Source organism: Serratia sp. (in: enterobacteria) (assembly GCF_046715635.1).
Classification (GTDB): Bacteria; Pseudomonadota; Gammaproteobacteria; order Enterobacterales; family Enterobacteriaceae; genus Chania.
Genome location: NZ_JBKJYW010000097.1, coordinates 1 through 23,769, shown reverse-complemented (window position 1 = coordinate 23,769; position 23,769 = coordinate 1). Strand labels below are relative to the sequence as shown.

The 23,769-nt window shown below is 54.5% G+C and carries 24 protein-coding genes; 1 reads left to right on the top strand and 23 read right to left on the bottom strand.

The genetic code is table 11. The annotated features are described in order from the left end of the window. The 17 genes from ACLQ7H_RS04830 to trmJ all read right to left on the bottom strand — a co-directional run. Window positions 1-185, bottom strand: a 185-nt coding sequence (locus ACLQ7H_RS04830; protein ID WP_411751686.1) for an ATP phosphoribosyltransferase regulatory subunit, incomplete at its 3' end; no start/stop codon positions are given. Window positions 186-306: 121 nt separating this feature from the next. After that, entirely contained in the window at window positions 307-1,428 is a 1,122-nt protein-coding gene (ispG, locus tag ACLQ7H_RS04825; protein ID WP_411751685.1) for a flavodoxin-dependent (E)-4-hydroxy-3-methylbut-2-enyl-diphosphate synthase, read from the bottom strand. 47 nt (window positions 1,429-1,475) lie between these two features. Further along, window positions 1,476-2,456, bottom strand: a complete 981-nt coding sequence (gene rodZ / locus ACLQ7H_RS04820) for a cytoskeleton protein RodZ (protein ID WP_411751684.1) — start codon at window positions 2,454-2,456, stop codon at window positions 1,476-1,478. Further along, the gene (gene pilW / locus ACLQ7H_RS04815) at window positions 2,446-3,195 is read right to left on the bottom strand and encodes a type IV pilus biogenesis/stability protein PilW (protein ID WP_021807187.1); all 750 of its coding nucleotides are present in this window, start codon (window positions 3,193-3,195) and stop codon (window positions 2,446-2,448) included. The genes rodZ and pilW overlap by 11 nt, the downstream gene beginning before the upstream one ends. A gap of 98 nt (window positions 3,196-3,293) precedes the next feature. Further along, entirely contained in the window at window positions 3,294-4,481 is a 1,188-nt protein-coding gene (locus ACLQ7H_RS04810; RefSeq protein ID WP_411751683.1) for a bifunctional tRNA (adenosine(37)-C2)-methyltransferase TrmG/ribosomal RNA large subunit methyltransferase RlmN, read from the bottom strand. 210 nt (window positions 4,482-4,691) lie between these two features. Beyond that, window positions 4,692-5,117: a nucleoside-diphosphate kinase gene (gene ndk / locus ACLQ7H_RS04805; protein WP_202671266.1), complete on the bottom strand. Its 426-nt coding sequence runs from the start codon at window positions 5,115-5,117 to the stop codon at window positions 4,692-4,694. 180 nt (window positions 5,118-5,297) lie between these two features. Next, window positions 5,298-6,137, bottom strand: a complete 840-nt coding sequence (sseB, locus tag ACLQ7H_RS04800) for an enhanced serine sensitivity protein SseB (protein WP_411751682.1) — start codon at window positions 6,135-6,137, stop codon at window positions 5,298-5,300. A gap of 286 nt (window positions 6,138-6,423) precedes the next feature. After that, window positions 6,424-7,719: an aminopeptidase PepB gene (gene pepB / locus ACLQ7H_RS04795; protein ID WP_411751681.1), complete on the bottom strand. Its 1,296-nt coding sequence runs from the start codon at window positions 7,717-7,719 to the stop codon at window positions 6,424-6,426. 238 nt (window positions 7,720-7,957) lie between these two features. Beyond that, a complete protein-coding gene (iscX, locus tag ACLQ7H_RS04790) occupies window positions 7,958-8,158 on the bottom strand; it encodes a Fe-S cluster assembly protein IscX (protein ID WP_021178855.1) in 201 nt (66 codons plus the stop codon). Window positions 8,159-8,167: 9 nt separating this feature from the next. Then, window positions 8,168-8,503, bottom strand: a complete 336-nt coding sequence (gene fdx, locus ACLQ7H_RS04785) for an ISC system 2Fe-2S type ferredoxin (RefSeq protein ID WP_021178856.1) — start codon at window positions 8,501-8,503, stop codon at window positions 8,168-8,170. A 2-nt stretch (window positions 8,504-8,505) separates the two neighbouring features. Further along, on the bottom strand, window positions 8,506-10,356 hold the full coding sequence (gene hscA, locus ACLQ7H_RS04780) for a Fe-S protein assembly chaperone HscA (RefSeq protein ID WP_411751680.1): 1,851 nt from the start codon (window positions 10,354-10,356) through the stop codon (window positions 8,506-8,508). 34 nt (window positions 10,357-10,390) lie between these two features. After that, a complete protein-coding gene (gene hscB, locus ACLQ7H_RS04775) occupies window positions 10,391-10,912 on the bottom strand; it encodes a co-chaperone HscB (RefSeq protein ID WP_411751679.1) in 522 nt (173 codons plus the stop codon). Between the two features lie 67 nt (window positions 10,913-10,979). Beyond that, window positions 10,980-11,303: an iron-sulfur cluster assembly protein IscA gene (gene iscA, locus ACLQ7H_RS04770; RefSeq protein ID WP_411751678.1), complete on the bottom strand. Its 324-nt coding sequence runs from the start codon at window positions 11,301-11,303 to the stop codon at window positions 10,980-10,982. A gap of 52 nt (window positions 11,304-11,355) precedes the next feature. Further along, complete coding sequence (gene iscU / locus ACLQ7H_RS04765) at window positions 11,356-11,742, bottom strand: Fe-S cluster assembly scaffold IscU (RefSeq protein WP_004952090.1); 387 nt, start codon at window positions 11,740-11,742, stop codon at window positions 11,356-11,358. Window positions 11,743-11,766: 24 nt separating this feature from the next. Beyond that, window positions 11,767-12,981 (bottom strand): IscS subfamily cysteine desulfurase, encoded by a 1,215-nt coding sequence (locus ACLQ7H_RS04760; protein WP_411751677.1) that lies wholly within the window; start codon window positions 12,979-12,981, stop codon window positions 11,767-11,769. Between the two features lie 55 nt (window positions 12,982-13,036). Then, window positions 13,037-13,531 (bottom strand): Fe-S cluster assembly transcriptional regulator IscR, encoded by a 495-nt coding sequence (iscR, locus tag ACLQ7H_RS04755; RefSeq protein WP_021178861.1) that lies wholly within the window; start codon window positions 13,529-13,531, stop codon window positions 13,037-13,039. Window positions 13,532-13,725: 194 nt separating this feature from the next. Beyond that, a complete protein-coding gene (gene trmJ / locus ACLQ7H_RS04750) occupies window positions 13,726-14,460 on the bottom strand; it encodes a tRNA (cytosine(32)/uridine(32)-2'-O)-methyltransferase TrmJ (RefSeq protein ID WP_411751676.1) in 735 nt (244 codons plus the stop codon). 117 nt (window positions 14,461-14,577) lie between these two features. On the opposite strand from trmJ, the gene suhB reads away from it, so the two are divergent. After that, complete coding sequence (suhB, locus tag ACLQ7H_RS04745; protein WP_411751675.1) at window positions 14,578-15,381, top strand: inositol-1-monophosphatase; 804 nt, start codon at window positions 14,578-14,580, stop codon at window positions 15,379-15,381. Window positions 15,382-15,416: 35 nt separating this feature from the next. On the opposite strand, the gene ACLQ7H_RS04740 is transcribed toward suhB, so the two are convergent. The 6 genes from ACLQ7H_RS04740 to ACLQ7H_RS04715 all read right to left on the bottom strand — a co-directional run. After that, window positions 15,417-16,607, bottom strand: a complete 1,191-nt coding sequence (locus ACLQ7H_RS04740) for a DUF3322 domain-containing protein (RefSeq protein ID WP_411751674.1) — start codon at window positions 16,605-16,607, stop codon at window positions 15,417-15,419. Next, complete coding sequence (locus ACLQ7H_RS04735; protein WP_411751673.1) at window positions 16,597-19,986, bottom strand: ATP-binding protein; 3,390 nt, start codon at window positions 19,984-19,986, stop codon at window positions 16,597-16,599. Before ACLQ7H_RS04735 ends, ACLQ7H_RS04740 begins: the two co-directional genes overlap by 11 nt. Beyond that, window positions 19,970-20,782, bottom strand: a complete 813-nt coding sequence (locus ACLQ7H_RS04730; protein ID WP_411751672.1) for a DUF4194 domain-containing protein — start codon at window positions 20,780-20,782, stop codon at window positions 19,970-19,972. The genes ACLQ7H_RS04735 and ACLQ7H_RS04730 overlap by 17 nt, the downstream gene beginning before the upstream one ends. After that, a complete protein-coding gene (locus tag ACLQ7H_RS04725; RefSeq protein WP_411751687.1) occupies window positions 20,779-22,203 on the bottom strand; it encodes a DUF3375 domain-containing protein in 1,425 nt (474 codons plus the stop codon). The genes ACLQ7H_RS04730 and ACLQ7H_RS04725 overlap by 4 nt, the downstream gene beginning before the upstream one ends. A 128-nt stretch (window positions 22,204-22,331) precedes the next feature. Then, the gene (locus ACLQ7H_RS04720) at window positions 22,332-23,354 is read right to left on the bottom strand and encodes a nickel/cobalt transporter (protein WP_411751671.1); all 1,023 of its coding nucleotides are present in this window, start codon (window positions 23,352-23,354) and stop codon (window positions 22,332-22,334) included. Further along, window positions 23,345-23,769: DUF1007 family protein (locus ACLQ7H_RS04715; protein WP_411751670.1), on the bottom strand; the 425-nt coding region annotated here is incomplete at its 5' end. The genes ACLQ7H_RS04715 and ACLQ7H_RS04720, both read right to left, overlap by 10 nt.

Below are 23,769 nucleotides of genomic sequence, written 5' to 3'. Positions count from 1 at the left end.
ACGTCGGTCACTTCACCGATGGCGCGTTTAAATAACGGGGTCTGCTCTACAATCGGCAACCGGATTTCGCTATAGCCATAGCCGCTCAGCACCTGCTTGAGTGTGCCTTCAATACGTTGCCACAGTGCCGTTTCTTCCGGCAGGTAATCGTTCATGCCGCGAATGGCTTGAATGTTTTTTGCCACGTGAGTTCTCTGTCCGTTTTATAAAATGGATCCGATTATAGGGACTTTGCCACCCGCTATTCAACGCAGATGCACAATCTAGCCCTCGGATAATTCATCAGTGGGCCAAATGCCCACTGGCTTATTCTTCCAGAAGATTGATCGAAATGCGCTTGGATTCGTCCATCATGGCCGCTTTAGCCCGGATCTTCGCTTCCAACTGGTCAATCATCTGTTCGTTATCAAAACGCTCTTTCTGGCGCACGCCGTCTTCGTAGAAGCCACTCTTCTTGTGCCCGCCGGTTACCCCAATGGTAGACACCAGGGCTTCGCCCGGCCCATTCACCACGCAACCGATAATGGACACGTCCATCGGGGTGATGAGGTCTTCCAGGCGTTGTTCCAACGCATTGACGGTACCAATGACGTCAAACTCCTGACGTGAGCAGGTTGGGCAAGCAATGAAGTTGATGCCACGAGCGCGGATGCGCAAGGACTTCAGGATATCAAAGCCAACCTTCACTTCTTCGACCGGATCCGCCGCCAGCGAAATGCGCAACGTATCGCCGATCCCTTCCGACAGTAGCATGCCCAGGCCAATGGCTGATTTCACTGAGCCACTGCGTGCTCCGCCCGCCTCGGTGATACCAAGGTGCAAGGGTTGGTCAATACGAGAAGCCAGCAGCCGGTAAGACTGCACGGCCAGGAACACGTCGGACGCTTTCACGCTCACCTTGAACTGGTCAAAGTTGAGGCGATCCAGAATATCCACGTGACGCATGGCGGATTCCAGCAGCGCTTCCGGCGTAGGTTCGCCGTACTTTTCCTGAATATCTTTTTCCAACGAGCCGCCGTTAACACCAATGCGGATCGGGATATTTTTGTCACGTGCGCAGTCAACCACTGAGCGGATACGTGATTCGTTGCCGATGTTGCCTGGGTTGATACGCAGGCAGTCAACGCCGTATTCGGCAACCTGCAACGCAATGCGGTAATCGAAATGGATATCGGCCACCAGCGGTACGTTGACCTGCTGCTTGATCAGCCGAAACGCCTCGGCGGCGTCCATGGTGGGAACGGAAACGCGGACGATATCGACCCCCACGCGCTCCAGAGCCCGGATCTGATTAACCGTCGCTTCGACATCGGTGGTACGGGTGTTGGTCATCGATTGCACAGCAATCGGCGCTCCATCGCCTATAGGCACGTTACCGACGTAAATACGGGTGGATTTGCGACGGTTAATGGGAGCTTGGTTATGCATCAGTTACTCTCCACTGCTGCTCTTTTATTCCGACAATAGCCACGCAATTACTGCGCGGCAACGGTCAGACGAGCAACACGGTTTGACTTGACAAACCGGCTTAAATCGACCGGTTTACCCTGGAATTGAACCTGTACTGAAGCCGGTGCGCCGAGGGTCAGTTTATACGGGGCCGTTCCTGCCAGATTCAGCCGGGAACCGCTTTTCTGAATGCCGCTGACCAAGGATTTACCCGTCGCGTCAACCACTTGTACCCAGCAGTCGCCGGAGAAATCCATGATCAACCCATTGGCATCTGCCTCTGGAGCACTGACACCAGCGGTAGCGGTAGGCAACTGACCCTGGGCTGCTGGAGCCGTAGGAACTGCATCCGGGATAGTGGCCTGGCTTGGTGCGACCACCGCAGGCTGCTGAGCCGCCTGAGGAGCAAGCACGGCAGGGACCTGTTGAGCCGTCGCCGCGCCATTGGTTGCTGGCGCAGGGTTGCTGTCGGGATCGACCGCAGAAGCGCCATTATCCACGTTGCCGTCGGTTAACGGCACCGGCTGGCCTTCGCCATGTTGAGAAAGCTGAGCGGAAGATTGATCCGCCATGGTCGCGATCTCTTCTTGCTGTGCCTTGTGATTCTGCCACCACCAGGCACCGGTCAAGCCGATGACCACAAACACAATCAGCCAGGTAAAGCTCATCAGCCAACCATCACGTTTTTTACGGCGCTTACCCAAAGAGAAGCTCTGCATCTGAGCCACTTTGGCCGCTCTCACCGGTGCCTGTTTTTCCAGCATCGGCAACAGTTCATCTTCTGGCAGATGCACCAGCTTGGCATAGGAACGGATATAACCACGCACGAACGTTGAAGCCAGATCGGCAGACATATTGTCGTCTTCAATGTCGCGCACGGTAGACATTTTTAGGCACAGGCGTTCTGCCACGGCCTGTTGACTCAGCCCGAGTTGTTCACGAGCCTGGCGCAGGCGTTGACCTGTTGTCATAGTTACGGTTTTATCTTGGGAATCTTCAGTATTCATTAGCTAAGAACTGCTGGTACTGTTTGGATTGTGGAAAACTTCGCGCTAGCTGTTTGCCATAGCGTTGAACGCTATCCTGACGGCCCGCTAACGCGGCGAAACGAATCTGTAACCATAGACTGTCGGCGCTCGCCGGCAGAACATGTTGATAACTGTCCAATAAAAGTTGCGACTGCGCGCGCTTCCCTTCTCCAAATTGCTTTTCTGCTTCCACTAGCAGCGGAGCCCCCTTGTCCGGATCGATCTTCAGCGCTCGCGTTAATAACTTACGAGCTTCATCATTTTGACCGGCCTTGAGGAAACAGTAACCTGCGTTTTCCAGACTGTCGGCAACCTGGCCGTATTCTGGCGCCAGTGCCGCAGCGCTAAACTGCTGTTGGGCCGGTACATACTGCCCTAAACTACAGAGAAACGCACCGTAATTATTCAATACGGTACCGTTACCCGGTGCAAGTTTAAGCGCTTGTTGATAACGCTGTTCAGCGGCGGCGTTATCACCGATCCGCTGGTTGTAGAGTGCCATGCCCAATTGGGTACGATAATCCTGTGGGGCCGCATCCACCGCTTTTTGCAGATTCTGCCTGGCAGCGGGAAGATCGCCCTGGTTCAGATACTCCAGACCCAGTTGCAACCGGGTCTGGCCTGCCGCCACCGCTGGCCCGTCGTTATCGGGTTGCGAGCTGGAACAGCCCGCCAGCAAACTGGCCGCCAATAATACACCCCACAGTTTCAGCTTCATGCTTGCACTCATTTCCTTATCCGATGTTACCCGATCGCCTGAAGGATTGCTGCTCACATAACAGGCTGTTAGATAACAAAAAAATCATGCTATAGGATTCAGACCGCTCGTACGTTGATAGGTTCCCCGGCCATTTTCTTTTTCAGGGTACGCTTGGTACGATCGATCACCTCTCCCGCCAACTGCCCACAGGCAGCATCGATGTCATCGCCACGGGTTTTACGAACAATAGTCGTAAAGCCGTATTCCATCAACACCTTGGAGAAACGGTCAACGCGGCTGTTGGAACTGCGGCCATAAGGTGCTCCGGGGAAGGGGTTCCACGGGATCAGGTTGATCTTGCACGGCGTATCCTTCAGCACTTCCGCCAGTTGGTGCGCGTCATCGGTGCTGTCGTTGATGTGATCCAGCATCACGTACTCAACGGTGACCCGCCCTTGGTTGGCATTGGATTTTTCCAGATAACGGCGTACCGCCGCCAGGAAGGTTTCAATATTGTACTTGCGGTTGATCGGCACGATCTCGTCGCGGATCTTGTCGTTTGGCGCATGCAGCGAAATGGCCAGTGCCACATCGATCATGTCGCCCAATTTGTCCAGAGCGGGTACGACACCGGAAGTGGACAAGGTTACGCGGCGCTTGGACAGACCAAAACCAAAGTCATCCAGCATGATTTCCATCGCGGGCACCACGTTGGTCAGATTAAGCAACGGCTCGCCCATGCCCATCATCACCACGTTGGTGATCGGGCGCTGGCCGGTGACTTTGATCGCACCCAGGATTTTAGCGGCACGCCAGACCTGGCCGATGATTTCCGAGACGCGCAGGTTACGGTTAAAACCCTGCTGAGCCGTGGAACAGAATTTGCACTCCAGTGCACAGCCTACCTGTGAAGACACGCACAGGGTGGCGCGATCGCCATCCGGGATATAGACGGTTTCGACCTGTTGATCGCCCACCTTGATGGCCCACTTGATGGTGCCATCGGCCGAACGCTGCTCTTCTGCAACTTCCGGCGCACGGATTTCCGCCACGCTCTGTAATTTATTGCGCAGTACCTTGTTGATGTCGGTCATCTGCTCAAAATCATCGCAGCAATAGTGATACATCCACTTCATCACCTGATCGGCGCGGAAAGGTTTTTCACCCATTTTGGCGAAAAATTCACGCAATTGCTGACGGTTTAAATCCAGCAGATTGATTTTGGCCGTAGCCGGTTGTTCCGTTTGCACGGTCAGGGAAGTATTTTCAGACAAGGTATGCTCGGGCGCGATGGGTTCTAACATAATGATCTCTTAGCCTCGTTATTACACGTTATGGCTTGAAGGAGTGGAAAGTAAGTGTGTCATCAAAAGACACGCCCCAGGCAAGATGACTTCCCTGGGGCGCGGCATTGTACAAATTTTAGTAGCGGGTTTCTACGTCTGAAAGGCTTTCACGGCATTTTTATTGTATCTGCCGGTAAATAGCCGGTTTCAGCAGAAAAACACCCGCAATTAACGTGCGCAGATTTCGCTTTCGTTAAAGAAATAGGCGATTTCACGCTGGGCAGATTCTACTGCGTCTGAGCCGTGAACGGCGTTGGCAGTGAAGCTGTCTGCATAGTCAGCACGCAGGGTGCCAGCCAATGCGTTATCTGGGTTGGTTGCGCCCATGATGTCACGGTTACGCTGTACGGCGTTTTCGGCTTCCAGAACCTGTACCACGATCGGGCCAGAGGTCATGAACTCAACCAGACCGTCGAAGAAAGGACGACCTTTGTGCTCAGCATAAAAGCCTTCGGCCTGTTCGCGAGTCAGGCGCAACATTTTAGATGCGATGATTTTGAAACCCGCGCGCTCGAAGCGAGCATAGATAGCGCCGATGTCATTGTTAGCTACTGCGTTTGGTTTAATGATGGAAAAGGTACGTTCTACGGTCATGATGGCCTCTATTATGTCTTCCAAAACAGGCCGGGCGATAAAGTGAAGTGCCGGCCTTTCAAGTGGCGCAGATTATATGTGCGCTGTTAACGCTTGCCTACGGGAAAATCAACATTTCATTAAAAAAAAATTATCTTAATCCACGATAGTCAGCGACAAATTCGATCCTGAGCGGTCGGCTTACTGGGTTTTATCGGTCGATGGAATAATATTTCGCAGCCAACTGCCCCAGCGACGCTGGTAGAAAGCCTGGGTATGGGTGATCAGATAGTGGCTTACACCCCGCGCATTCTCCTCTACCAGGCAAAAATCGACTGGCTCATCATTCGGCGCGGTTTCGCTGGCCACCATACCGGCTTCACTGATCAACGCTTCAATCTCTGCCGGATCGCCATCCACTTCCAGCCCCACCAGCAGGTTCGGCTTCTCGTCTACGGCGCGATCGTGCATTAACGCCAGGAAAGCGCGGCGTACCGGTTTCCGCTGGCTGAACAAGGTTGTCAGCGCATCCACCATCGCCGCCGGATACTCTTCAGGCTGCCCCAACAACAGTTGGGTTTCGGTATCGATATAACGCTCAGCCGGTTTCACCACACCACCGGTAGCCAACAGCATGGCGATCTCGGCAGGCAGGAATTCCTTGCCGTGGGTGCCTTTCGGGTTCAGGAACAGTTCGGCACCCTGGGTGATTTCAAACAGCACGCGAGCGGGCATGGCGATAAAAGGTTGCTCATCCTCCACGGTTTTTTGCAGCGCCTCCAACGAGGAGAAGAAAGGCACCACGCTGCTGCCATCCTGCTTTTCCCAATGCTGAATGTTCACCGGCGTCTCGGCATTCAACGTAATTTCACCGTCGTGCGGCACCTGCTCGCTGTCACCCAGAATGTAGACCGTTGAATCCAGCAGTTCGCGGAAAAACGCCGGGCGGTGCGCCGGTTCCGAGGCCGCCAGCCTCAGCAGGCGCTCAAGCTCGTTTTCGCCTGAAACGGCGTCATCATCATGATGGTGGTGGGAACTCATTGCCGACTCCTCCAATGTATTAAGGGCTCAGCATGCTGAGCCCTTACAGAAAATTTAGAATAATCAAGGTGAAAAGTTTTCCAGTTTCAGTGATGTTCCCCTCACCCTAACCCTCTCCCCAAGGAGAGGGGACTGACCGTGCTACAAATTAACGCCAATGCCTGACACATAATCAGGGACTGCCCGTGCCGCAGGTTAACTCTGCCCCTCACCCTATCACCGTACCAGCCCCCTCTCACTGTGGGAGAGGGTTGGGGTGAGGGGATGCAGCAATTACCAGAACAAGTTACTTGGCTTTGCTCAGCAACAGGTTGGCCAGCGTACGTACGCCCAGACCGGTTGCGCCTGCTGACCACTGATCCACGGCACCTTTGCGATAGGTGGCAGAACAGTCTATATGCAACCAACCCTGTTGGTAATTCTGTACAAAGTGCGACAGGAAAGCCGCGGCGGTGCTGGCACCAGCGGTGTAAGCCGGGCCCGCAACGTTGTTCAGTTCAGCAAAGTTTGACGGCAACTGGCTGCGGTGGAATTCCGCCAGCGGCAGGCGCCAGAACGGCTCGTGCTCTTCATCCGCACTGGCCAACAGCTCTTGCGCCAGCGCATCGTCAAAGCTGAACAGCGCGTGGTAATCATTCCCTACCGCCGTTTTGGCGGCGCCGGTCAAGGTAGCACAGTCAATGATCAACTGAGGGTTTTGCGCGCTGGCATCGATCAGGCCATCGGCCAACACCAGACGCCCTTCCGCATCGGTATTCATCACTTCAACCGTTTTGCCATTGCGATAGCGGATAATATCGCCCAGTTTAAAGGCGTTACCGCTGACCATATTGTCCGCACAGCACAGGTACAGTTTGACGCGCTGCTGCAAGCCGCGTGCCACCGCTAATGCCAATGCGCCAGTGATGGTGGCCGCGCCGCCCATGTCGGACTTCATCGAGTCCATAAACGCGCTCTGCTTGAGGCTGTAGCCGCCGGTGTCGAAAGTGATCCCTTTACCTACCAGGCAGGCGAATACCGGTGCATCCGGGTTGCCCGTCGGGTTAAAGTCCAATGCCAACAGCACAGGAGAACGATCGGACCCCCGGCCAACGGTATGAATACCGGCGTATTTCTGCTCACGCAAGTCTTCACCTTTGGTGATACGGTAGCTGACGGCATCGCAACCGACAGCACACATCAGATCAACCGCGCGGCTTGCCAGTTGCTCTGGCCCCAGCTCTTCCGCTGGCATATTGATGGTGTCACGCACCCAATCGACAATCTTCAGGCGCTGTTGCAGTTCTTGGCTTTCCGCTTCCGGCAGCTCTGCCCATTCAACGCTACGCTGCCCTTTAGGCCCGCGATAGCCCTGCCAAAACGCCCAGCTGTTTTCCAGGTCCCAGCCTTCCCCGGCCAGTTTCACTTTCTTGATGCCCTGGCCATCGATCCTGCGTGCCGCGCGCTGGATCAGGCCCAGTTTGCCGGTAGCGGTCAGATGGATGGTGATGCCTTGGTCATTGGTGCTCAGCAGCGCCTTTTCACCCCAGCGCGCATCGGCGGGTTGCTGGGATAGCGTGATCTGCATGATTTCGGTTGTCATAGCCTTACTCCGGATTCCCCCTTCATTCTTCACTCTATCAAGCGAAATTCATTGGGGATTTTTATTGTATACCCTATGGATTTCAAGTCGGCCGTTCCTGCGCATCCATGCGCTCACGGCATTCGTACATCCCTGTACAGCACAGCTAGGCAATAAAGTAACAACGCTGCGGCTTGAAAGACGACGGGTATTTCGGATACAAAATAAACGGGCCGCCTTTGGCAGCCCGTCATGCTATTTACTCTGCTTCATCTAACCAGACCAGCAGGATCGCTTCCAGTATTTTTTCATTGGAAGCCTGCGGTTCGTCGTCAAATTCTTCCAGATCGCAAATCCATTGGTGCATGTCGGTGAAACGCACGGTTTTCGGATCGGTATCTGGATAGGCATCGTACAGGGCTTCGCCGATTTCGCGGCTGTCTGTCCACTTCAGTCCCATTAGTAACTCCTAGTGCTCGCGCGCATGGTTGACGGTATAACGCGGCATTTCGACTACCAGATCGTCTTCGGTGACGCGGGCCTGGCAGCTCAAGCGGCTTTCCGGCTCCAGCCCCCAGGCTTTGTCCAGCATGTCATCTTCCAGCTCACTGCTTTCGGCCAGGGAATCAAACCCTTCGCGCACGATACAGTGGCAGGTGGTACAGGCGCAGGACTTCTCACAGGCATGTTCAATTTCAATACCGTTACGCAGTGCGACATCGAGGATGGTTTCCCCAACTTCCGCTTCCAGTACTGCCCCCTCCGGGCATAGATCTTGATGGGGCAGGAAAACAATTTTCGGCATGGTTAAACCTCATCCACAGAATGGCCAGCCAGCGCACGGCGAATGGAAGCATCCATGCGGCGCGCGGCAAAATCTTGGGTTGTTGCATCGACTATTTTTATTGCAGCCTCGATCGCAGCAGGATCGGAACCTTGCATCACTTGCTGGAGCTCGGCTACCGCGTTGTTGATAGCCTGGCTTTCTTCATCACTCAGCAGAGCGGCATCGCTCGCCAGTGCACCTTGCAGGCTTTCCAGCACGCGGGAAGCTTCTACCCGTTGCTCCGCCAGCTTGCGAGCACCGACATCGCTTTGCGCATTGGCCATCGAGTCCTTCAACATGCCGGCAATTTCGGCATCGGACAGGCCATACGAAGGCTTGACCTGAATGGAGGCTTCGACGCCGGTGGATTTCTCCATCGCCGTCACACTCAGCAGGCCGTCGGCATCCACCTGGAAGGTCACACGAATATGTGCCCCACCGGCAGGCAACGGCGGTAAACCACGCAGCGTAAAGCGCGCCAGCGAACGGCAATCTTGCACCAGTTCACGCTCGCCTTGCAGCACGTGGATCATCATCGCGCTCTGGCCGTCTTTAAAAGTGGTGAACTCCTGCGCTCGCGCCACCGGAATGGTGGTATTACGCGGGATCACTTTCTCGACCAGGCCACCCATGGTTTCCAGGCCAAGCGACAGTGGGATCACGTCCAGCAACAGCATTTCGCTATCCGGTTTGTTACCCACCAGGATATCCGCCTGAATAGCGGCACCGATCGCTACCACCTTGTCCGGATCGATCGACGTCAGCGGCGTACGGCCAAAGAACTCGCCTACCTGTTCGCGTACCAATGGCACACGGGTTGAGCCGCCCACCATCACCACTTCCAGCACCTCTTCGGCACTGACGGCGGCATCTTTCAGTGCGCGGCGGCAGGCCATCTGGGTACGTTTCACCAGCGAGGCAATCAGCGTTTCGAACTGTTCGCGGGTCACTTCACCCTGCCAACCAGCGATATCTACCGTGGTGCTCTGCGCATCGCTCAGGGCGATTTTGACTGCAATCGCGGCATCCAGCAATTGGCGTTGCACACCATGATCGCTGCGATCGCTAATGCCTGCCTGTTCACGCAGCCAGTCCGCCAGCAGATGATCGAAGTCATCGCCACCCAGCGCAGAATCACCGCCGGTAGCCAGGACTTCAAACACGCCACGGCTGAGGCGCAAAATGGAAATATCGAAGGTACCGCCACCCAGATCGTAAACGGCGATCACTCCTTCCTGACCCGAATCCAACCCGTAGGCGATAGCCGCGGCGGTCGGTTCGTTCAACAGGCGCAGCACGTGCAGGCCAGCCAGACGCGCAGCGTCTTTGGTGCCTTGGCGTTGAGCGTCGTCGAAGTAAGCAGGAACGGTGATCACCACCCCATCAAGTTCACCTTCCAGCGCCGTTTTAGCGCGGGTAGCCAGTGCCCTGAGGATATCGGCGGAAACACCAACTGGGTTAACCAGGCCTGCGGCGGTCACGATCATTGGCAAGCCGTTATCGCTGGCCTGGAACTGATACGGCAGGTTTGGATAGCGTTGTTGCACGTCCGCCAAAGAGCGGCCCATCATGCGTTTGACGGAGCTGACCGTATTGACCGGATCTTGTGCCGCCTGCGCACGAGCGCTCCAGCCAACCTGGTGTTCGGTGGCCTGATAATGCACCACTGAAGGCAGCAGATAGCGCCCTTCGAGGTCAGCCAGCGTTTCGGCCTGGCCGCTACGCACCGTAGCCACCAGCGAGTTGGTGGTGCCCAGATCAATACCGGCAGCCAGGCGGCGCTGATGCGGCGCAGCCGTGAGCCCAGGCTCACTAATTTGTAATAAGGCCATTTACAGAGCTTCCAAAATCGAGATCAAGGATCTATTACTCAAAACCCAGCAATTTTTCTTCGCGTTGTTCAATCTGTTGCTGGAGTTTGTCCAAAAAGCGTAGCTTGCGCACGGTATCGGCAGCCTGCGACCACTGCTGCTCATCCAGCTCCTGCACCATCTGCGCGCTACGCTGTTTGAAGGTCTTGTTCAGGCGTATGGCAAAGGCAGCCAGCGCGTTTTGCGCATCCGGCGAGCGTTCAATGGCATCAAGCTCTTCACGCAGCTCCAATTGCTCCATCAGGAACGCCGTGTCGCGCATTGTATGTTGCTCATTGCCCAAATCAAAGCCGTGCAAAGATAGCATATACTCGGCACGTTTTAACGGGTGCTTCAGCGACTGATAGGCTTCATTGATGGTCGCCGCCTGCTGTAACGCCATCAGGCGTTCACGCTCAGGTTGGAGGGCATGACGATCGGGGTGGAATTGGCGCTGCAAATCTTGATAGCGTGAGGTAAGCAAGCTGCCGTCTACGCTGTAGCGGACCGGCAACCCGAATAAAGTAAAGTAATCCATAGCGTGCTCGGGCGTTATCGTGATGATTGAGGTTCCCCCGTGGGTCACGGGGGAGCACGATGGACTGTCAGACGTTAAAGCTTTCGCCGCAGCCGCACTCGCTTGAGACGTTCGGGTTGTTGAACTTGAAGCCTTCGTTCAGACCTTCCTTGACGAAATCAAGCTCGGTGCCGTCCAGATAGACCAGGCTCTTGCCGTCAATGATCACCTTGACGCCTTTGTCTTCAAAAACGAGATCATCGTCGTTCGCTTCATCAACAAATTCGAGCACATACGCCATTCCGGAACAGCCGGAAGTTCGCACGCCCAGACGCAGGCCGAGACCTTTGCCACGGTGGTCCAAAAATGCCTGAACCCGCTGCGCGGCGCTGTCGCTCATGGTAATCGACATAACAACCTCTTCAATCTTAGCCCGCAAGGCGGGCTAACTGACTCAATAATAACTACTTGGCGCTGTGCTTGCTCTTGTAGTCGGCGATCGCTGCTTTAATGGCGTCTTCGGCCAGAATTGAGCAGTGAATTTTAACCGGAGGTAACTCCAGTTCTTCGGCGATCTGGGTATTTTTGATCGCTTCGGCCTGATCAAGAGATTTGCCTTTCATCCATTCGGTTACCAGCGAGCTGGAAGCGATGGCGGAACCGCAGCCGTAGGTTTTGAAACGGGCATCTTCGATAATGCCTTCGTTGTTGACCTTGATCTGCAGCTTCATCACGTCGCCACAGGCCGGTGCCCCTACCATACCGCTACCGACGGTAGGATCTTCGTTATCAAACGACCCTACGTTACGCGGGTTTTCATAATGATCGATTACTTTTTCGCTATAAGCCATGACGTTGCTCCTGGATCCTGAGAATTAATGATGTGCCCATTCGATGCTGTTGATATCCACGCCCTGCTTGAACATATCCCACAGTGGAGAGAGATCGCGCAGACGGCCAATGGATTTACGCACCAACGCAATGGTGTAATCGATCTCTTCTTCCGTGGTGAAACGCCCCAGGGAGAAACGGATCGAGCTGTGCGCTAACTCATCACTCATACCCAGTGCACGCAGCACATAGGAGGGTTCAAGGCTGGCAGAAGTACAGGCAGAACCTGAAGAAACCGCCAAGTCTTTCAACGCCATGATCAGCGACTCACCTTCAACGTAGTTGAAGCTGACGTTGAGAATGTTCGGTGCACCGTGTTGCAGATCGCCGTTCAGATACACTTCTTCCATATCTTTCACGCCGTTCCACAGACGATCACGCAGAGTGCGCAGGCGTGCCATTTCGCTGGCCATTTCTTCTTTGGCGATACGATAGGCTTCACCCATGGCAACGATCTGATGCACTGCCAGCGTACCGGAACGCATACCGCGCTCATGGCCACCGCCGTGGATCTGGGCTTCGATGCGGATGCGCGGCTTACGCTGCACATACAGAGCACCAATGCCTTTCGGGCCATAAATCTTGTGGCCGGAGAAGGACATCAGATCCACTTTCAGCTTGCTCAGATCGATAGGCAGTTTACCTACGCTCTGGGTCGCATCAACGTGATAGATAATGCCACGCGCCCGGCACATTTCGCCGATGGCGGCAATATCCTGCACCACGCCAATTTCGTTATTCACGTGCATGATAGAAACCAGGATGGTGTCTTCACGCATCGCGGCTTCGAGAACCTGGAGATCGATGATCCCGTTGCTCTGCGGTGCCAGATAGGTGACTTCAAAACCTTCGCGCTCAAGTTGGCGGCAGGTATCGAGCACGGCTTTATGTTCGGTTTTGCTGGTGATGATGTGCTTGCCCTTCTTCTGATAGAAGTTGGCAGCGCCTTTGATCGCCAGGTTATCGGATTCGGTGGCCCCAGAGGTGAACACGATCTCACGCGGGTCCGCGCCAACCAGTTCAGCAATCTGGTTACGGGCGATATCAACCGCCTCTTCCGCCTGCCAGCCGAAACGGTGGGAACGGGAGGCCGGGTTACCGAAAGTGCCGTCCAGGGTCAAAAACTGCATCATCTTCTCGGCAACACGCGGGTCGACCGGAGTGGTTGCCGAGTAGTCCAGATAAATCGGTAATTTCATTGCTCTTGTACTCCGTACATCACTTCCAAAAACCAATAAATTAGTCGTCAGCTGCTTATGCGCGCAGATTAACGTTGATCGTTTCTTGCAGACGACCGTTGGCCGTGCGGCGCGTATCGCTATTTTGACGGTCTGCCACGTCCAGCACTTCCTGGTTGTTCACCAGTTCGGCCAGCGTAATATTGTTCAAGAACCCGCTGATGCGCTCGCTCAGATCGCGCCACAGGGTATGGGTCAGGCAACGATCGCCCCCCTGACAGCCTTCTTTACCCTGGCAACGGGTTGCGTCTACTGATTCGTCAACTGCGGAAATCACCGCACCCACGGCGATAGCATCCGCGTCTTTGCCCAGCAGGTAACCACCGCCTGGCCCACGTACGCTGGCCACCAGGCCATTCTTACGCAGACGGGAAAACAGTTGTTCCAGATAAGAGAGCGAGATACCTTGGCGTTCGGAAATATCCGCCAGTGGTACCGGCCCTTCCTGGGAGTGTAATGCCACGTCGAGCATGGCGGTTACTGCATAACGGCCTTTGGATGTCAGTCTCATAGCTAATTGGTTACCTGTTGGTCAAACATGGGCCAAATTCTGACATTCCCGAGTAAATCAGTCAACTATTTAACCTACTAATTTACTCAAGTATTCGTGCTTTTTGTGCGCTTTGCTATCCGGTGCATATAAAATACACCTTATAACCCCCAGATAAGCAATACTATCTTGCGTAACTGCGGGTGACAGCAAAATTAATTACCTTGCTGTTTATCCTGTTTCTCGATCGACGTCAGCATGCCACGCAAGATATTCAACTCCTGCGCTTCCGGGCGTGCCCGGGCAAACAGGCGGCGTAAACGGTTCATCACCTGCCCTGGATGGGCGGCGCGGATAAAGCCGGTGCGCACCAGCGTCTGCTCCAGATGCTGATAGAAGCGTTCAATATCATCCACCAGAGGATACGGCGACTCTTCCACCGGTGCAGCCTCTTCCTGCTGGCGTTCGAGGAAGGCAACGCGAACCTCATACGCCAGGATTTGCACCGCCATAGCCAGATTCAGCGAGCTGTAATCGGGGTTGGCTGGAATGGCGACATGATAATGGCATTTCTGTAATTCGTCATTGGTTAGCCCGACACGTTCACGGCCAAAGACCAACGCAACCGGCCCCTGCTCGCCTTCCTGTACCGCGCGCACGCCGCATTCACGGGGTTCCAGCATCGGCCATGGGAGAGTACGCGAGCGAGCGCTGGTGCCCACCACCAAGCGGCAACCCGCAATGGCTTCATCAAAGGTATCGACAATCGTGGCGTTGCCAATTACATCACTGGCGCCTGCGGCCAGGGCGATCGCCTGGGAATCGGGTTTCACCAGTGGATTGACCAGATACAGGTTGGTTAATCCCATGGTTTTCATGGCACGGGCAGTAGAGCCCATGTTGCCAGTATGAGAGGTTTCAACCAGAACAATGCGGATATTGTGCAGCATACAAACTCTGAGCGTTGCGGAAAATCGTAGCATCCTAACACAGTCGTAGGTATTTTGCCGAACACCTGCTATACTTCGCGCCGTTTCCTGTTCTTTAACATCCTGTGGAAGATACCCATGCATCCGATGCTGACTATCGCCGTGCGCGCTGCGCGCAAGGCTGGCAACCTGATTGCCAAAAATTACGAGACTCCAGACGCTGTAGAAACGACTCAAAAAGGGTCTAACGACTTTGTCACCAACGTCGATCGCGATGCTGAACGCCTGATCATCGAAATCATCCGTAAATCTTACCCGAAACACACCGTTATTGGTGAAGAGTGCGGTGAGTTAACCGGTGAAGATCAGGATGTACAATGGGTGATTGATCCACTGGATGGCACCGCCAACTTCATCAAACGTCTCCCCCACTTCTCCGTTTCCATCGCCGTACGCATTAAAGGCCGTACTGAAGTGGCCGTGGTTTACGATCCAATGCGCAACGAACTGTTCACCGCCACCCGTGGCCAGGGCGCACAGCTCAACGGTTACCGTCTGCGCGGCACCAATGCCAAAGATCTGGATGGCACCATCCTGGCGACCGGCTTCCCGTTCAAAGTCAAACAGCACGCACCAGCTTACATCAACCTGCTGGGCAAACTGTTCACCCAATGTGCCGACTTCCGCCGTACCGGTTCCGCTGCGCTGGACCTGGCCTACGTTGCCGCTGGCCGCGTTGATGGTTTCTTTGAGATCGGCCTGAAGCCATGGGACTTTGCTGCTGGCGAACTGCTGGTACGTGAGTCTGGCGGCCTGGTCACCGACTTCGTTGGCGGCCATAACCACTTCAGCTCTGGCAACGTGGTTGCCGGTAACCCACGTGTGGTGAAAGCATTGCTTTCCAATATGCGTGAAGAACTGAGTGAAGCGCTGAAGCGTTAATCTCGGGCGGCATCAGGCGACTGATGCCGCGTTTTCTACTGCAAACTGCTCAACCATTCATTCAGTTGCTGTTGGATATAATCCGGCGCCAGCTTCTCCTGCTCCAAGCGCGTTCCTGGGTAACTTTTGGCGATCAACGCCTCAAACAGCGCCAATTCTTTCTCCTTCAGGTGCATTGGCACTGCGGTCATCGAAGAGTCCTCGTCAACCATCATCGCTGAATAACGCATCACGGTGGCATGATCCATCATCAGAGCCGTCAGCTGTGGTAATTTGCTGCGCGCATCACTTAACACATGCAATCCCCACGAATCGATATCCCCCCAGTAAGCGACCTGTTTATCGGCCAGCCAGGGTGCGTCCAGCCAACTGACATTTTTCCCTCCGCCGGATACCGCTATCGTATCGGCCAATAGGGGTAATCCCAATCCTGACTGCACATTCTCCACCACCAGAATATGTTTGGCCGGTAACGGCTGTTGGCGCAACTCGTCCACCGTTAGCTGCAGCAACCCTAATCCACCCAGCCTGGCCTGCGCGGCGGCGCATAGCGGGCGTACCGTTAACCAACCTTTATGATTGCCTTTAACATCCAGCCAGTTAGCCAAACCACCTTGTGCCTCGATCGCCCCATCATGCAGGCAATTGAGCAGATCGCTAATCAAGCGAACATATTGCTCGACAAATTTGGTATCAACGCCTTGCAGCGGTAAAGCACGCAGATACTGTCCATTCCCCATGCCGGGTTTAAGCTGAGGGATTAACTGCTGCAACCGCTGAATATCTATTGGGGACAACGAGGCTAACAATTCCAGATAATTCACCAATACCGGGTACAATTTGGCCTCTATCGCCAATAATGGCGTCATATTTCGTACCCAGCTATCGCTGCGTGCTTGCGCCTCTTTCCCCAGATAAGCCAGCAAGCTGGTGATATCCTCAAGCACCAACGCCATCGGCACCCGCTGGTTCCCTAACGTTCGATAATTACGATCTTCCCACTCAAGCCATTGCTGCTGCGGAAATTGCCGCCAGGCACCGACATAGCGCTGAAAATGGGCCAGGTCAGCTAATATTGCCCGATTCGTTGGTGGTTTCAGCGAAACGCGTATTGGAAAGGGGCGTTCCCCCAAAAGACGGGCTTTTAAATTGCCCCGGTGTAACCATTCACGCTTCGAGATCAAGGCATAAGCCTGCTCAGGCAAGCGCCCCCAATCATCCGCCATGTTGGCCAACCTCGGTTAATTCGATGCCTAGGTTCTGTGCGCGGCGTTGGCGTGCCGTATCCAACCGCCGATCGATTTCCGCCCAGGTGACTTCACACAGGCGGCTTTCATGGTTCTTGGCATCACGTTCGGCAATCAGCAACGAGCGCGCAGATTCACGCGCCAGGTTGAGGTTCTTATAGGGCGTAATGATATTGACGTGAATGTGCAATTCACGGAAGACCTGCAATACCCGGCGGCTAACGGCCTCCGCCGTATTGGAAAAGGCCTCATCCAGAAATACCGTACAGTAAACCGGTCGTTCCTGGCCTTCGGGAGTCAACACATAGGCCAGACTAGCGGCGACAATCGTGCCAGCGAAGGATTCCTTCTCCCCTCCTGATTTTCCGCCCGAAGATAGCAAGACGTCACGCACGTCATGGTTGGCCATATCCCGTTCTTCGGCAAAGAAGGACATTTGATAACGCGCATCCAGCAGGCGCAGGCTTTCCTGCGTCCCCGAAGAGGCCGGATTACTGGCTTTTTCCAGGATCCCTACCACCAGCCTTAACTGCTGATAACGTGCCAGATGATCGTCACTGGTTGCCTGAGCGAAAACCTTATCCAACTGGCGATTAAAATCCTGCACGTGAGGATACAGTTCGATCTTGGTGCCCAACTTCAAATAGCTCCCGGCACGGAACTCGGTGCGAGCCAGCACTTTATTGATAGTCGCAATCCGCTCCAAAATATCATCGCGTTCGGCATCAATGCGTTGACGAATACGCACCATTGACTGGGTGGCGTGCTTATTCAGACGTGCTTTGAACTGATCCACCAAGGCTGGCAGACCTTCCCGCTCCAACTGTTCGAGGTGTTGCAAATACTCGGGCAGGCTGTCGACACTGGCTCCCCAACTACCTGCGATAATTTCCCACTTGGTACGGAAGGATGACATACTGCCCACCGCTTCCCGCAGCGCATTGTTCTTGCGATCGCTGGCTTTATCCTGAGCTGTCACCAACCGCTTGCGGTGTGATTCAGCCAAAAACGCCAGTTGAGACAGCTCCGCGTCGTCCAAGGTCCCGACTCGTTGTTGTAGCAGAAGACGCACCTCGTCTTCCATCCCAGGCTCCGCCGCCTTGCTGGCTTTATCCTGCTCGCGCTGCGCGTTGGCTTTTTCGTTATCCAACCCGCCTTGGCTGGCATTCTTGCGGTCTTTCTCTCCCCGCAAGGTGGCTAAACGCTGCTTGGCCTCCTCCCAACGTGCTTTACACTGCTGGAGATCGCTCCCTGAAGCCACCCACTGATTAAGCTGTTGCTCAATCCGGCCAACCTTGCCTTGCCACAGCGGAGCATCGATATCTTCCCAACGATAGCGAGGCAGTTTTTGCCACAACGCTTCCCGTTGGTTAACCTCATCCAGATCGATACGCGCCGATTCCAGCGCCTTTTGCGTTTTGCTCAACTCATTGTCTGATGACTTGATATCCTGCTCTAACAAGGCAATACGCGTCTGGTTAGAAAACCCCAGTTGCCATGCCCGCCGATCGTCAACCTTATGCTGATCCTTTTTCTCAAAACGACCTTTGTCGCGATGAATCAACCCTTGCTGAGTCATGGAAAATGCGGTGGCATCCAGAGTTTCGACCGTATCGACACAGTGCAAATCGAAATGCGCCAGATGGTGCTGCAGCCAGCTGCGGTAAGGATGCTCGCGCCAGGTTAATTTATGCAGGTAGCCATCATGATGGAACGCTGGCTGGGCTGACGCTACGGCTTCCCGAACCACCTGCACTCGGACATGAAGCCCGGTATGACGCTGGTTCAGCCAGCGGGTCACCAAATGAAAGCTGGTTTCCGGCACGGCTAGCGTCGTGCGAATGCCGCCTAATGCCCGCTCGATAGCCCCTTGCCATTGTTGCTGATCCGGGTCAACATCCAACAGTTCCCCGATAAACAGACATTGTTCACGTGGCAACGCCAAGGCAGCCACCATTTCGTCACGCAAACGTTGGAAACGCAGATCGATATTCGAATCAGGCCGGGCGCGTATCCCTTCCAATTCCTGTTCAAGTTGGCGCAACTGCCCTTGCAAGTTTGCCAACTCAGCGCTCAGCGCGCCAAATCCATCTTGAGCTGCGCGCTTTTCATCGCTAATGGTTTGCAGTTTTTCCCGCGAAATCGCCTGATTATGTAGAAAGACCCCTTCACGCAGGCTGGTCTCCAGCCCCAGAGCTTTAACCTCTTGCTGATACTCCGAGGCCTTAATACCCACGCTTTCCAGTTGACGCTGAGCCTGCGCCAACTCTTGCTTGATGATTTCGATCCGATCGCCACCGGCGTTAATATAATCCGTATGCGTTTTTTCAACCTGTTCCTGGGTTTCCTGCTCATCGCGATCCAACTGCCTGATCTCCAACGCCAGCGCGTCCAGTTGGTTTTGTAACCCTTTGATCCTGGTTTCCCACAGGCGAAAACCACATTCCCCCATGTAAACCGGTAAGGCATCAAGCTGTGCCGTTAGCCGTTTGATCTCCGCTTCACTGCTGCGCAAGCTACGATCTAAATCGGGGAACCTGATCAGATGATCCCGCTGGTTGCGGGCATCCAGCAAGCGCTCATGGATCGCCACCAGATCGGCGAACTCATCCACCACCCGACGGGCATCATCTTTAACACCGCTGGCTTCAAGCACCAGTTCCCGGATCAATTCGGTTAAATCATCGATTTTCTTTAAACCCAACGCCCGCGCCAGCAATGCCGGAGCATTTTTATTTTCCATATGCAGGCAGCGCCGGTAGGTTTCCTGATAATCGCTAAAATTATCACCGCATGGCGTAATGGCGGGATCTTCTTTCAACCATTGGTTCAAGCCGCGCACGTTGCCCTCACCAAAGCGATCTAACAGCTCTTTCAAGGCAACATCGCGCCGCGCCACTAGATAGATCCGGCTAATGTCAGCCAGCGCGTGGCTGTGTTTGGTGGTCCAGAATAACGCTGCCAACACGATGCAAGAGCCATCATCGGCACGGTATAATGCCCGTAATGCGGTAAGCACGGGTCCTTCACGCTTGCTTTTGACCCGCGTTTTGGCTCCGTCATGCTCCGAGCCGAAGCTGCCGCGCATATAGGACACCAGCGAACGATCGGTACGATCCCCCTGCGCCGCGGCAATATTAAACGAAGCTTTACCCGCTGGCAGCAGCAGCGCCATCAGGCCATCGATCAGCGTCGATTTACCTGACCCGTTATCCCCAGTCACCAAGGTGCCCAGCGGATCGATGACGGCCGTATGCAGTTGGTGAAATGACCCCCAGTTATAGACGGATAACTCAGCCAGCCTGATTTGCCCGCAATCAGCACCAGCCAGCGTCAGTTGTTCACTCTTCACCATCATCTGCTTCCTCCTTGTTAGCCGGAGAGGTTTCCGCGCTCAGAGCTAGCCGCTCATACTCTTCGAGCATTTTTTCCAGAAAATCCGCATTCACCACATAACGAATAACCGGCGTAATTTCATAGCGCTCGCTCTCGCCACGGATCGCCGACAAAATATAGCGCTCTGCCATTTTATCTAACGCAGAATTCAGCTTCTTTCTATCCGCTTTACTGTTATTGGTTAGCGGCAGAAAAGGCGTCAGATGGCTTTCAATACGCTCAATGTCAATGATCACGCGCTGCTCACCTGCGCGCTCCCGCTCCTGAAAATGCTTGCGTAGCACCAACAGCAGTAAGGTGTCATACAAGGACAAGGTGCGGCGGTTAATCAGGGAAATGGTTTCGGTCTCCTCATCTTCCTCCAGATCTTGCTGCAGGACAAAAGCCACCCCGCCCGCTTCATCCAGTAATAAACGCAGATACATATTGGCCAAATGAATACCGATGACGGCCTGATGGCGACATAAGCTTTCAAACAACTTGGGTTTTTGCGAAGCCAGGACGACACCAACACGCAGCAGGCTAACCAAAGTACGCCGGATCTCCGGGGCTAACGCCTCGGTATCAGCTTCCGTGACTTCGGGTTCAGCGATAGCAACCTCTGGTGCCGGCAAATCCAGCTCCAAATCCAGCCGCTCTTCCGGCAGTTTTGCCACGGGTTCAGGCTCGGGAGCTCGTTCCCGCTGCTCTTTGCTAAGCTGGCTTAAACGCCGCATGCGATCCAGCAAGTCACCGGATGACAGTTTCTCTTCACTCATAGCGCCAGCTCCCCCAAGTTCGCGGGAAACATGGCCGCACTCAGCAGATAGCCGGGGATCACCGCATTCAGTTGCACACCTTGTTTATCCGTCACCATTATCGTTTCCTTTTCATCCAGCTCCGTCGCTTTTACCGCTTTGGCAACGCGCAGCCAGGCAACCAATTCTTCCAGCCCCATCTCTAACGGCTGCTGCTGCGCCAATGCGGCAAGGGTCATAGGGCCACCGCGCTGCAATATCTCCCGCAGGCACTGCGCCACTTCGAGCATGCTTACCGTGTCCAGATAGTCCAGCATATCGTCGCTGGGAATATTGCCGTTGGTTTGTACTTCTACGCCAGAGGTATCCAACTGCTCATCGGGAGACTTCAGCAGCAGAGCATCTGGCGAGTAAAAGCGAATATGCCCAGTGGGTAGACGTACCGAGGTGCTGATTTTCAAGCTGTTCTGGTCTTCCTTAAAGCGGATCGCCAACCGCTCCAGCCGCCCCAACAGGCGATCTACAGCGCGTTGTTCAGACAATGTCCCGCTTTCGATATAAGCACGCAAGCTCTCTTCGGTCTTACGGCGGATCAGAAATACCCGTTCACTTTCGCGGCTCAGCTCACGCATCAGTTGCCCAAGAAACTGTTTTTGCTGGGCCGTTAATGATTCTGCGACCGGGAGATTCAGAATCACCTGTAACTGCTCGCGAAATTCCGTCGTACGGTTTTGATCGCACAACAATTGGAAAAACCCCTCGAAGGCACTGCCAGCATCGGTCTCGGTCAATAGCTGTTCTTTTTCCAGCACTGCCAATAGCACTTCCCCTCGGCTTGCTCCCTGTTCGATCATCTGGATACGAATATCTTTATCCATGGTGCGGATTTCGTCTTCGACACGGCGAAAATCCCCCGTCAGCACCGAAGCCAACTGATAGATTTCCCGTAAACGCTCTCGTTGCTGAGAAGGCGACAGCTCAACGATCACCCCAGCATTGACCGCGTCTATTTCACGCTGAATTTCACGCCTTTTCTGCTCAAGCACCGCCAAACGGCGATCGGGATTGGGTGAGATAGAAATCACAAAGTCACGTACCGCATCTTGTACGATGCGTAAATGTGAGGCCGTGGTGGTGGCATTGTGCTGATCTAAAGAGAGGCTAAAGCGTAGGGCGGTTTCACAGGCATCGGTTTTGGTCAGTTGGCCGTCCAACTCACGTAACCACCCTGCCTGGATCCATTGGTTCAGATAGCTGGTCGCAGGGCTTTCGGTGATCCAAATTCCCTGGAGGCGGCACTGTTCAAGAATGCTGTCCAATAGAATGCGGGCACGCCCATAGGGCACTTCATTTTCTTCACTGAACAGATCGGCGACGAAGGCCAATATCAGCGGGGCGTTATCCGCGCGCAATAACTTCCAGGCAATATTTTCCTGATAGATACGCCGGAATCTGGCTTGGAACTCATAGAAACTAATGATAAACCTCTCTTTCTTTATAATAAATCCTGAGGGATTACATTAGGTTATTTTACTTATGTTATCTTTTTGTTCAATATTTAATCCTGCGTTTAACGGGAAAAAGGCCGGATCCCGCCGCCAAATTCCGGCTGAGCGCTGACGTATAGCAGCACACCGGCAAACAGCAAAATTAAACCTCCGGCTAACGCCAACGAGCCCCAAGCAATCGCACTCCAGGCCGCTGGTGCGCGCTGGCGGCTGATGCGTATCGCCAGCTTACGGCTGTAATGCACCAATAGCGCCAAGCCGGAAATCGTGATCGAAGTACCCAATGCCATGGCCAGTGCCGACAATACGCCCCAGGTAAAAACGCCGATCACCTTGGAAAACAGTAATACCAGGATCGCCCCGGAGCAAGGCCGTAGCCCCATTGCCAACACAATCGCCGTTTTGGTGCGCCAATCATTGCCGGCTTGCAGTTCCTCATCGCTCGGCAAATGCCGGTGGCCGCAACCACAATTCGCGCTATGTACATGCTCGGCTGGCAGAGGTTGCAAGCTGTTGATACGCAGCGCAGGCCGAGGCCGCATGGCTTTTACCGCCATGAATAAGCGCTTTAACGCCCGCCAGCTCAGTAAGACACCGAGCAGGATCACCAGAATAAAACTGCCCTTCTCCAGCCAGAAACTGCTCTGATGCAGCTGACGGGAAGAAAGTTGTAGCACCACCAACACTAGCGTGACCAGGGCGATCGCGACCAATCCCTGCACCACGGAGGCGGCAAACGTCAGCTTCAGGCTGCTTTTCAACCGTGCCGGGTGGGTAGCCAGATAGGTGGCGATCACCACTTTACCGTGGCCCGGCCCCAGGGCATGCAATACGCCATAGCCTAGACTGAACAGCATCAGCGCCACTCCCGCTTGCTGGGGAGCCGCCTTGACCTGTTGCAGCAACGCCGCCATTTCCTGATGTAGCCCTTTCTGCCACACCACGCTTTGCATCAACAGTTGCGGCCAGTAATGCCAACCCCACTGGGTCACCACCGCCAGCAGAACAAAGAACAGCAACAACGGCCACAGGCTGAAGGCCCAATGGCGCTGAGGTTTGCTGGTCTGGCTGAGGTTTAGTGACATGTTAACGTCACCCGCTGGGCAAACTGTTGCCCTAATGCCATATCTTCGCCAGGCGAGTCGTTTTTATCGAGAGACAGTGCATAGGCTTGTAATGACGAATCAGGCTTTGGCGCCATCAGGCTGAATTTACACTGCTTGGCCATCTCTTGCGGCAAGTGCAGCGCCTTTTGATCCTGATAGGTCATGTCCACAAAATAGGTGGGATCGTAGGTGGCAATCTCAAAGGGTTTCCCCGCCAACGGCTGTGGCTGGGCCAGCGGCAACACAAACTCCAGCACGGCTTTATGGCCCTGCCGGGATAGATGGTATTCGGTTGGCAGATTGAGGTATTTCACCGGTTTGCCTGCGCGGTAAATATCGGTGAAATAGTGCTGCCCGAGGACGTTAGCCATCACTTCCGCCGCCAGTTTTTTCC

What these genes read in the sequence shown, in the direction of transcription:
- ispG (WP_411751685.1), bottom strand. Translation starts at nt 1,428, where the DNA reads ATGCATAACCAAGCTCCCATTAACCGTCGCAAATCCACCCGTATTTAC.
- rodZ (WP_411751684.1), bottom strand. Translation starts at nt 2,456, where the DNA reads ATGAATACTGAAGATTCCCAAGATAAAACCGTAACTATGACAACAGGT.
- pilW (WP_021807187.1), bottom strand. Translation starts at nt 3,195, where the DNA reads ATGAAGCTGAAACTGTGGGGTGTATTATTGGCGGCCAGTTTGCTGGCG.
- ACLQ7H_RS04810 (WP_411751683.1), bottom strand. Translation starts at nt 4,481, where the DNA reads ATGTTAGAACCCATCGCGCCCGAGCATACCTTGTCTGAAAATACTTCC.
- ndk (WP_202671266.1), bottom strand. Translation starts at nt 5,117, where the DNA reads ATGACCGTAGAACGTACCTTTTCCATCATTAAACCAAACGCAGTAGCT.
- sseB (WP_411751682.1), bottom strand. Translation starts at nt 6,137, where the DNA reads ATGAGTTCCCACCACCATCATGATGATGACGCCGTTTCAGGCGAAAAC.
- pepB (WP_411751681.1), bottom strand. Translation starts at nt 7,719, where the DNA reads ATGACAACCGAAATCATGCAGATCACGCTATCCCAGCAACCCGCCGAT.
- iscX (WP_021178855.1), bottom strand. Translation starts at nt 8,158, where the DNA reads ATGGGACTGAAGTGGACAGACAGCCGCGAAATCGGCGAAGCCCTGTAC.
- fdx (WP_021178856.1), bottom strand. Translation starts at nt 8,503, where the DNA reads ATGCCGAAAATTGTTTTCCTGCCCCATCAAGATCTATGCCCGGAGGGG.
- hscA (WP_411751680.1), bottom strand. Translation starts at nt 10,356, where the DNA reads ATGGCCTTATTACAAATTAGTGAGCCTGGGCTCACGGCTGCGCCGCAT.
- hscB (WP_411751679.1), bottom strand. Translation starts at nt 10,912, where the DNA reads ATGGATTACTTTACTTTATTCGGGTTGCCGGTCCGCTACAGCGTAGAC.
- iscA (WP_411751678.1), bottom strand. Translation starts at nt 11,303, where the DNA reads ATGTCGATTACCATGAGCGACAGCGCCGCGCAGCGGGTTCAGGCATTT.
- iscU (WP_004952090.1), bottom strand. Translation starts at nt 11,742, where the DNA reads ATGGCTTATAGCGAAAAAGTAATCGATCATTATGAAAACCCGCGTAAC.
- ACLQ7H_RS04760 (WP_411751677.1), bottom strand. Translation starts at nt 12,981, where the DNA reads ATGAAATTACCGATTTATCTGGACTACTCGGCAACCACTCCGGTCGAC.
- iscR (WP_021178861.1), bottom strand. Translation starts at nt 13,531, where the DNA reads ATGAGACTGACATCCAAAGGCCGTTATGCAGTAACCGCCATGCTCGAC.
- trmJ (WP_411751676.1), bottom strand. Translation starts at nt 14,460, where the DNA reads ATGCTGCACAATATCCGCATTGTTCTGGTTGAAACCTCTCATACTGGC.
- suhB (WP_411751675.1), top strand. Translation starts at nt 14,578, where the DNA reads ATGCATCCGATGCTGACTATCGCCGTGCGCGCTGCGCGCAAGGCTGGC.
- ACLQ7H_RS04740 (WP_411751674.1), bottom strand. Translation starts at nt 16,607, where the DNA reads ATGGCGGATGATTGGGGGCGCTTGCCTGAGCAGGCTTATGCCTTGATC.
- ACLQ7H_RS04735 (WP_411751673.1), bottom strand. Translation starts at nt 19,986, where the DNA reads ATGATGGTGAAGAGTGAACAACTGACGCTGGCTGGTGCTGATTGCGGG.
- ACLQ7H_RS04730 (WP_411751672.1), bottom strand. Translation starts at nt 20,782, where the DNA reads ATGAGTGAAGAGAAACTGTCATCCGGTGACTTGCTGGATCGCATGCGG.
- ACLQ7H_RS04720 (WP_411751671.1), bottom strand. Translation starts at nt 23,354, where the DNA reads ATGTCACTAAACCTCAGCCAGACCAGCAAACCTCAGCGCCATTGGGCC.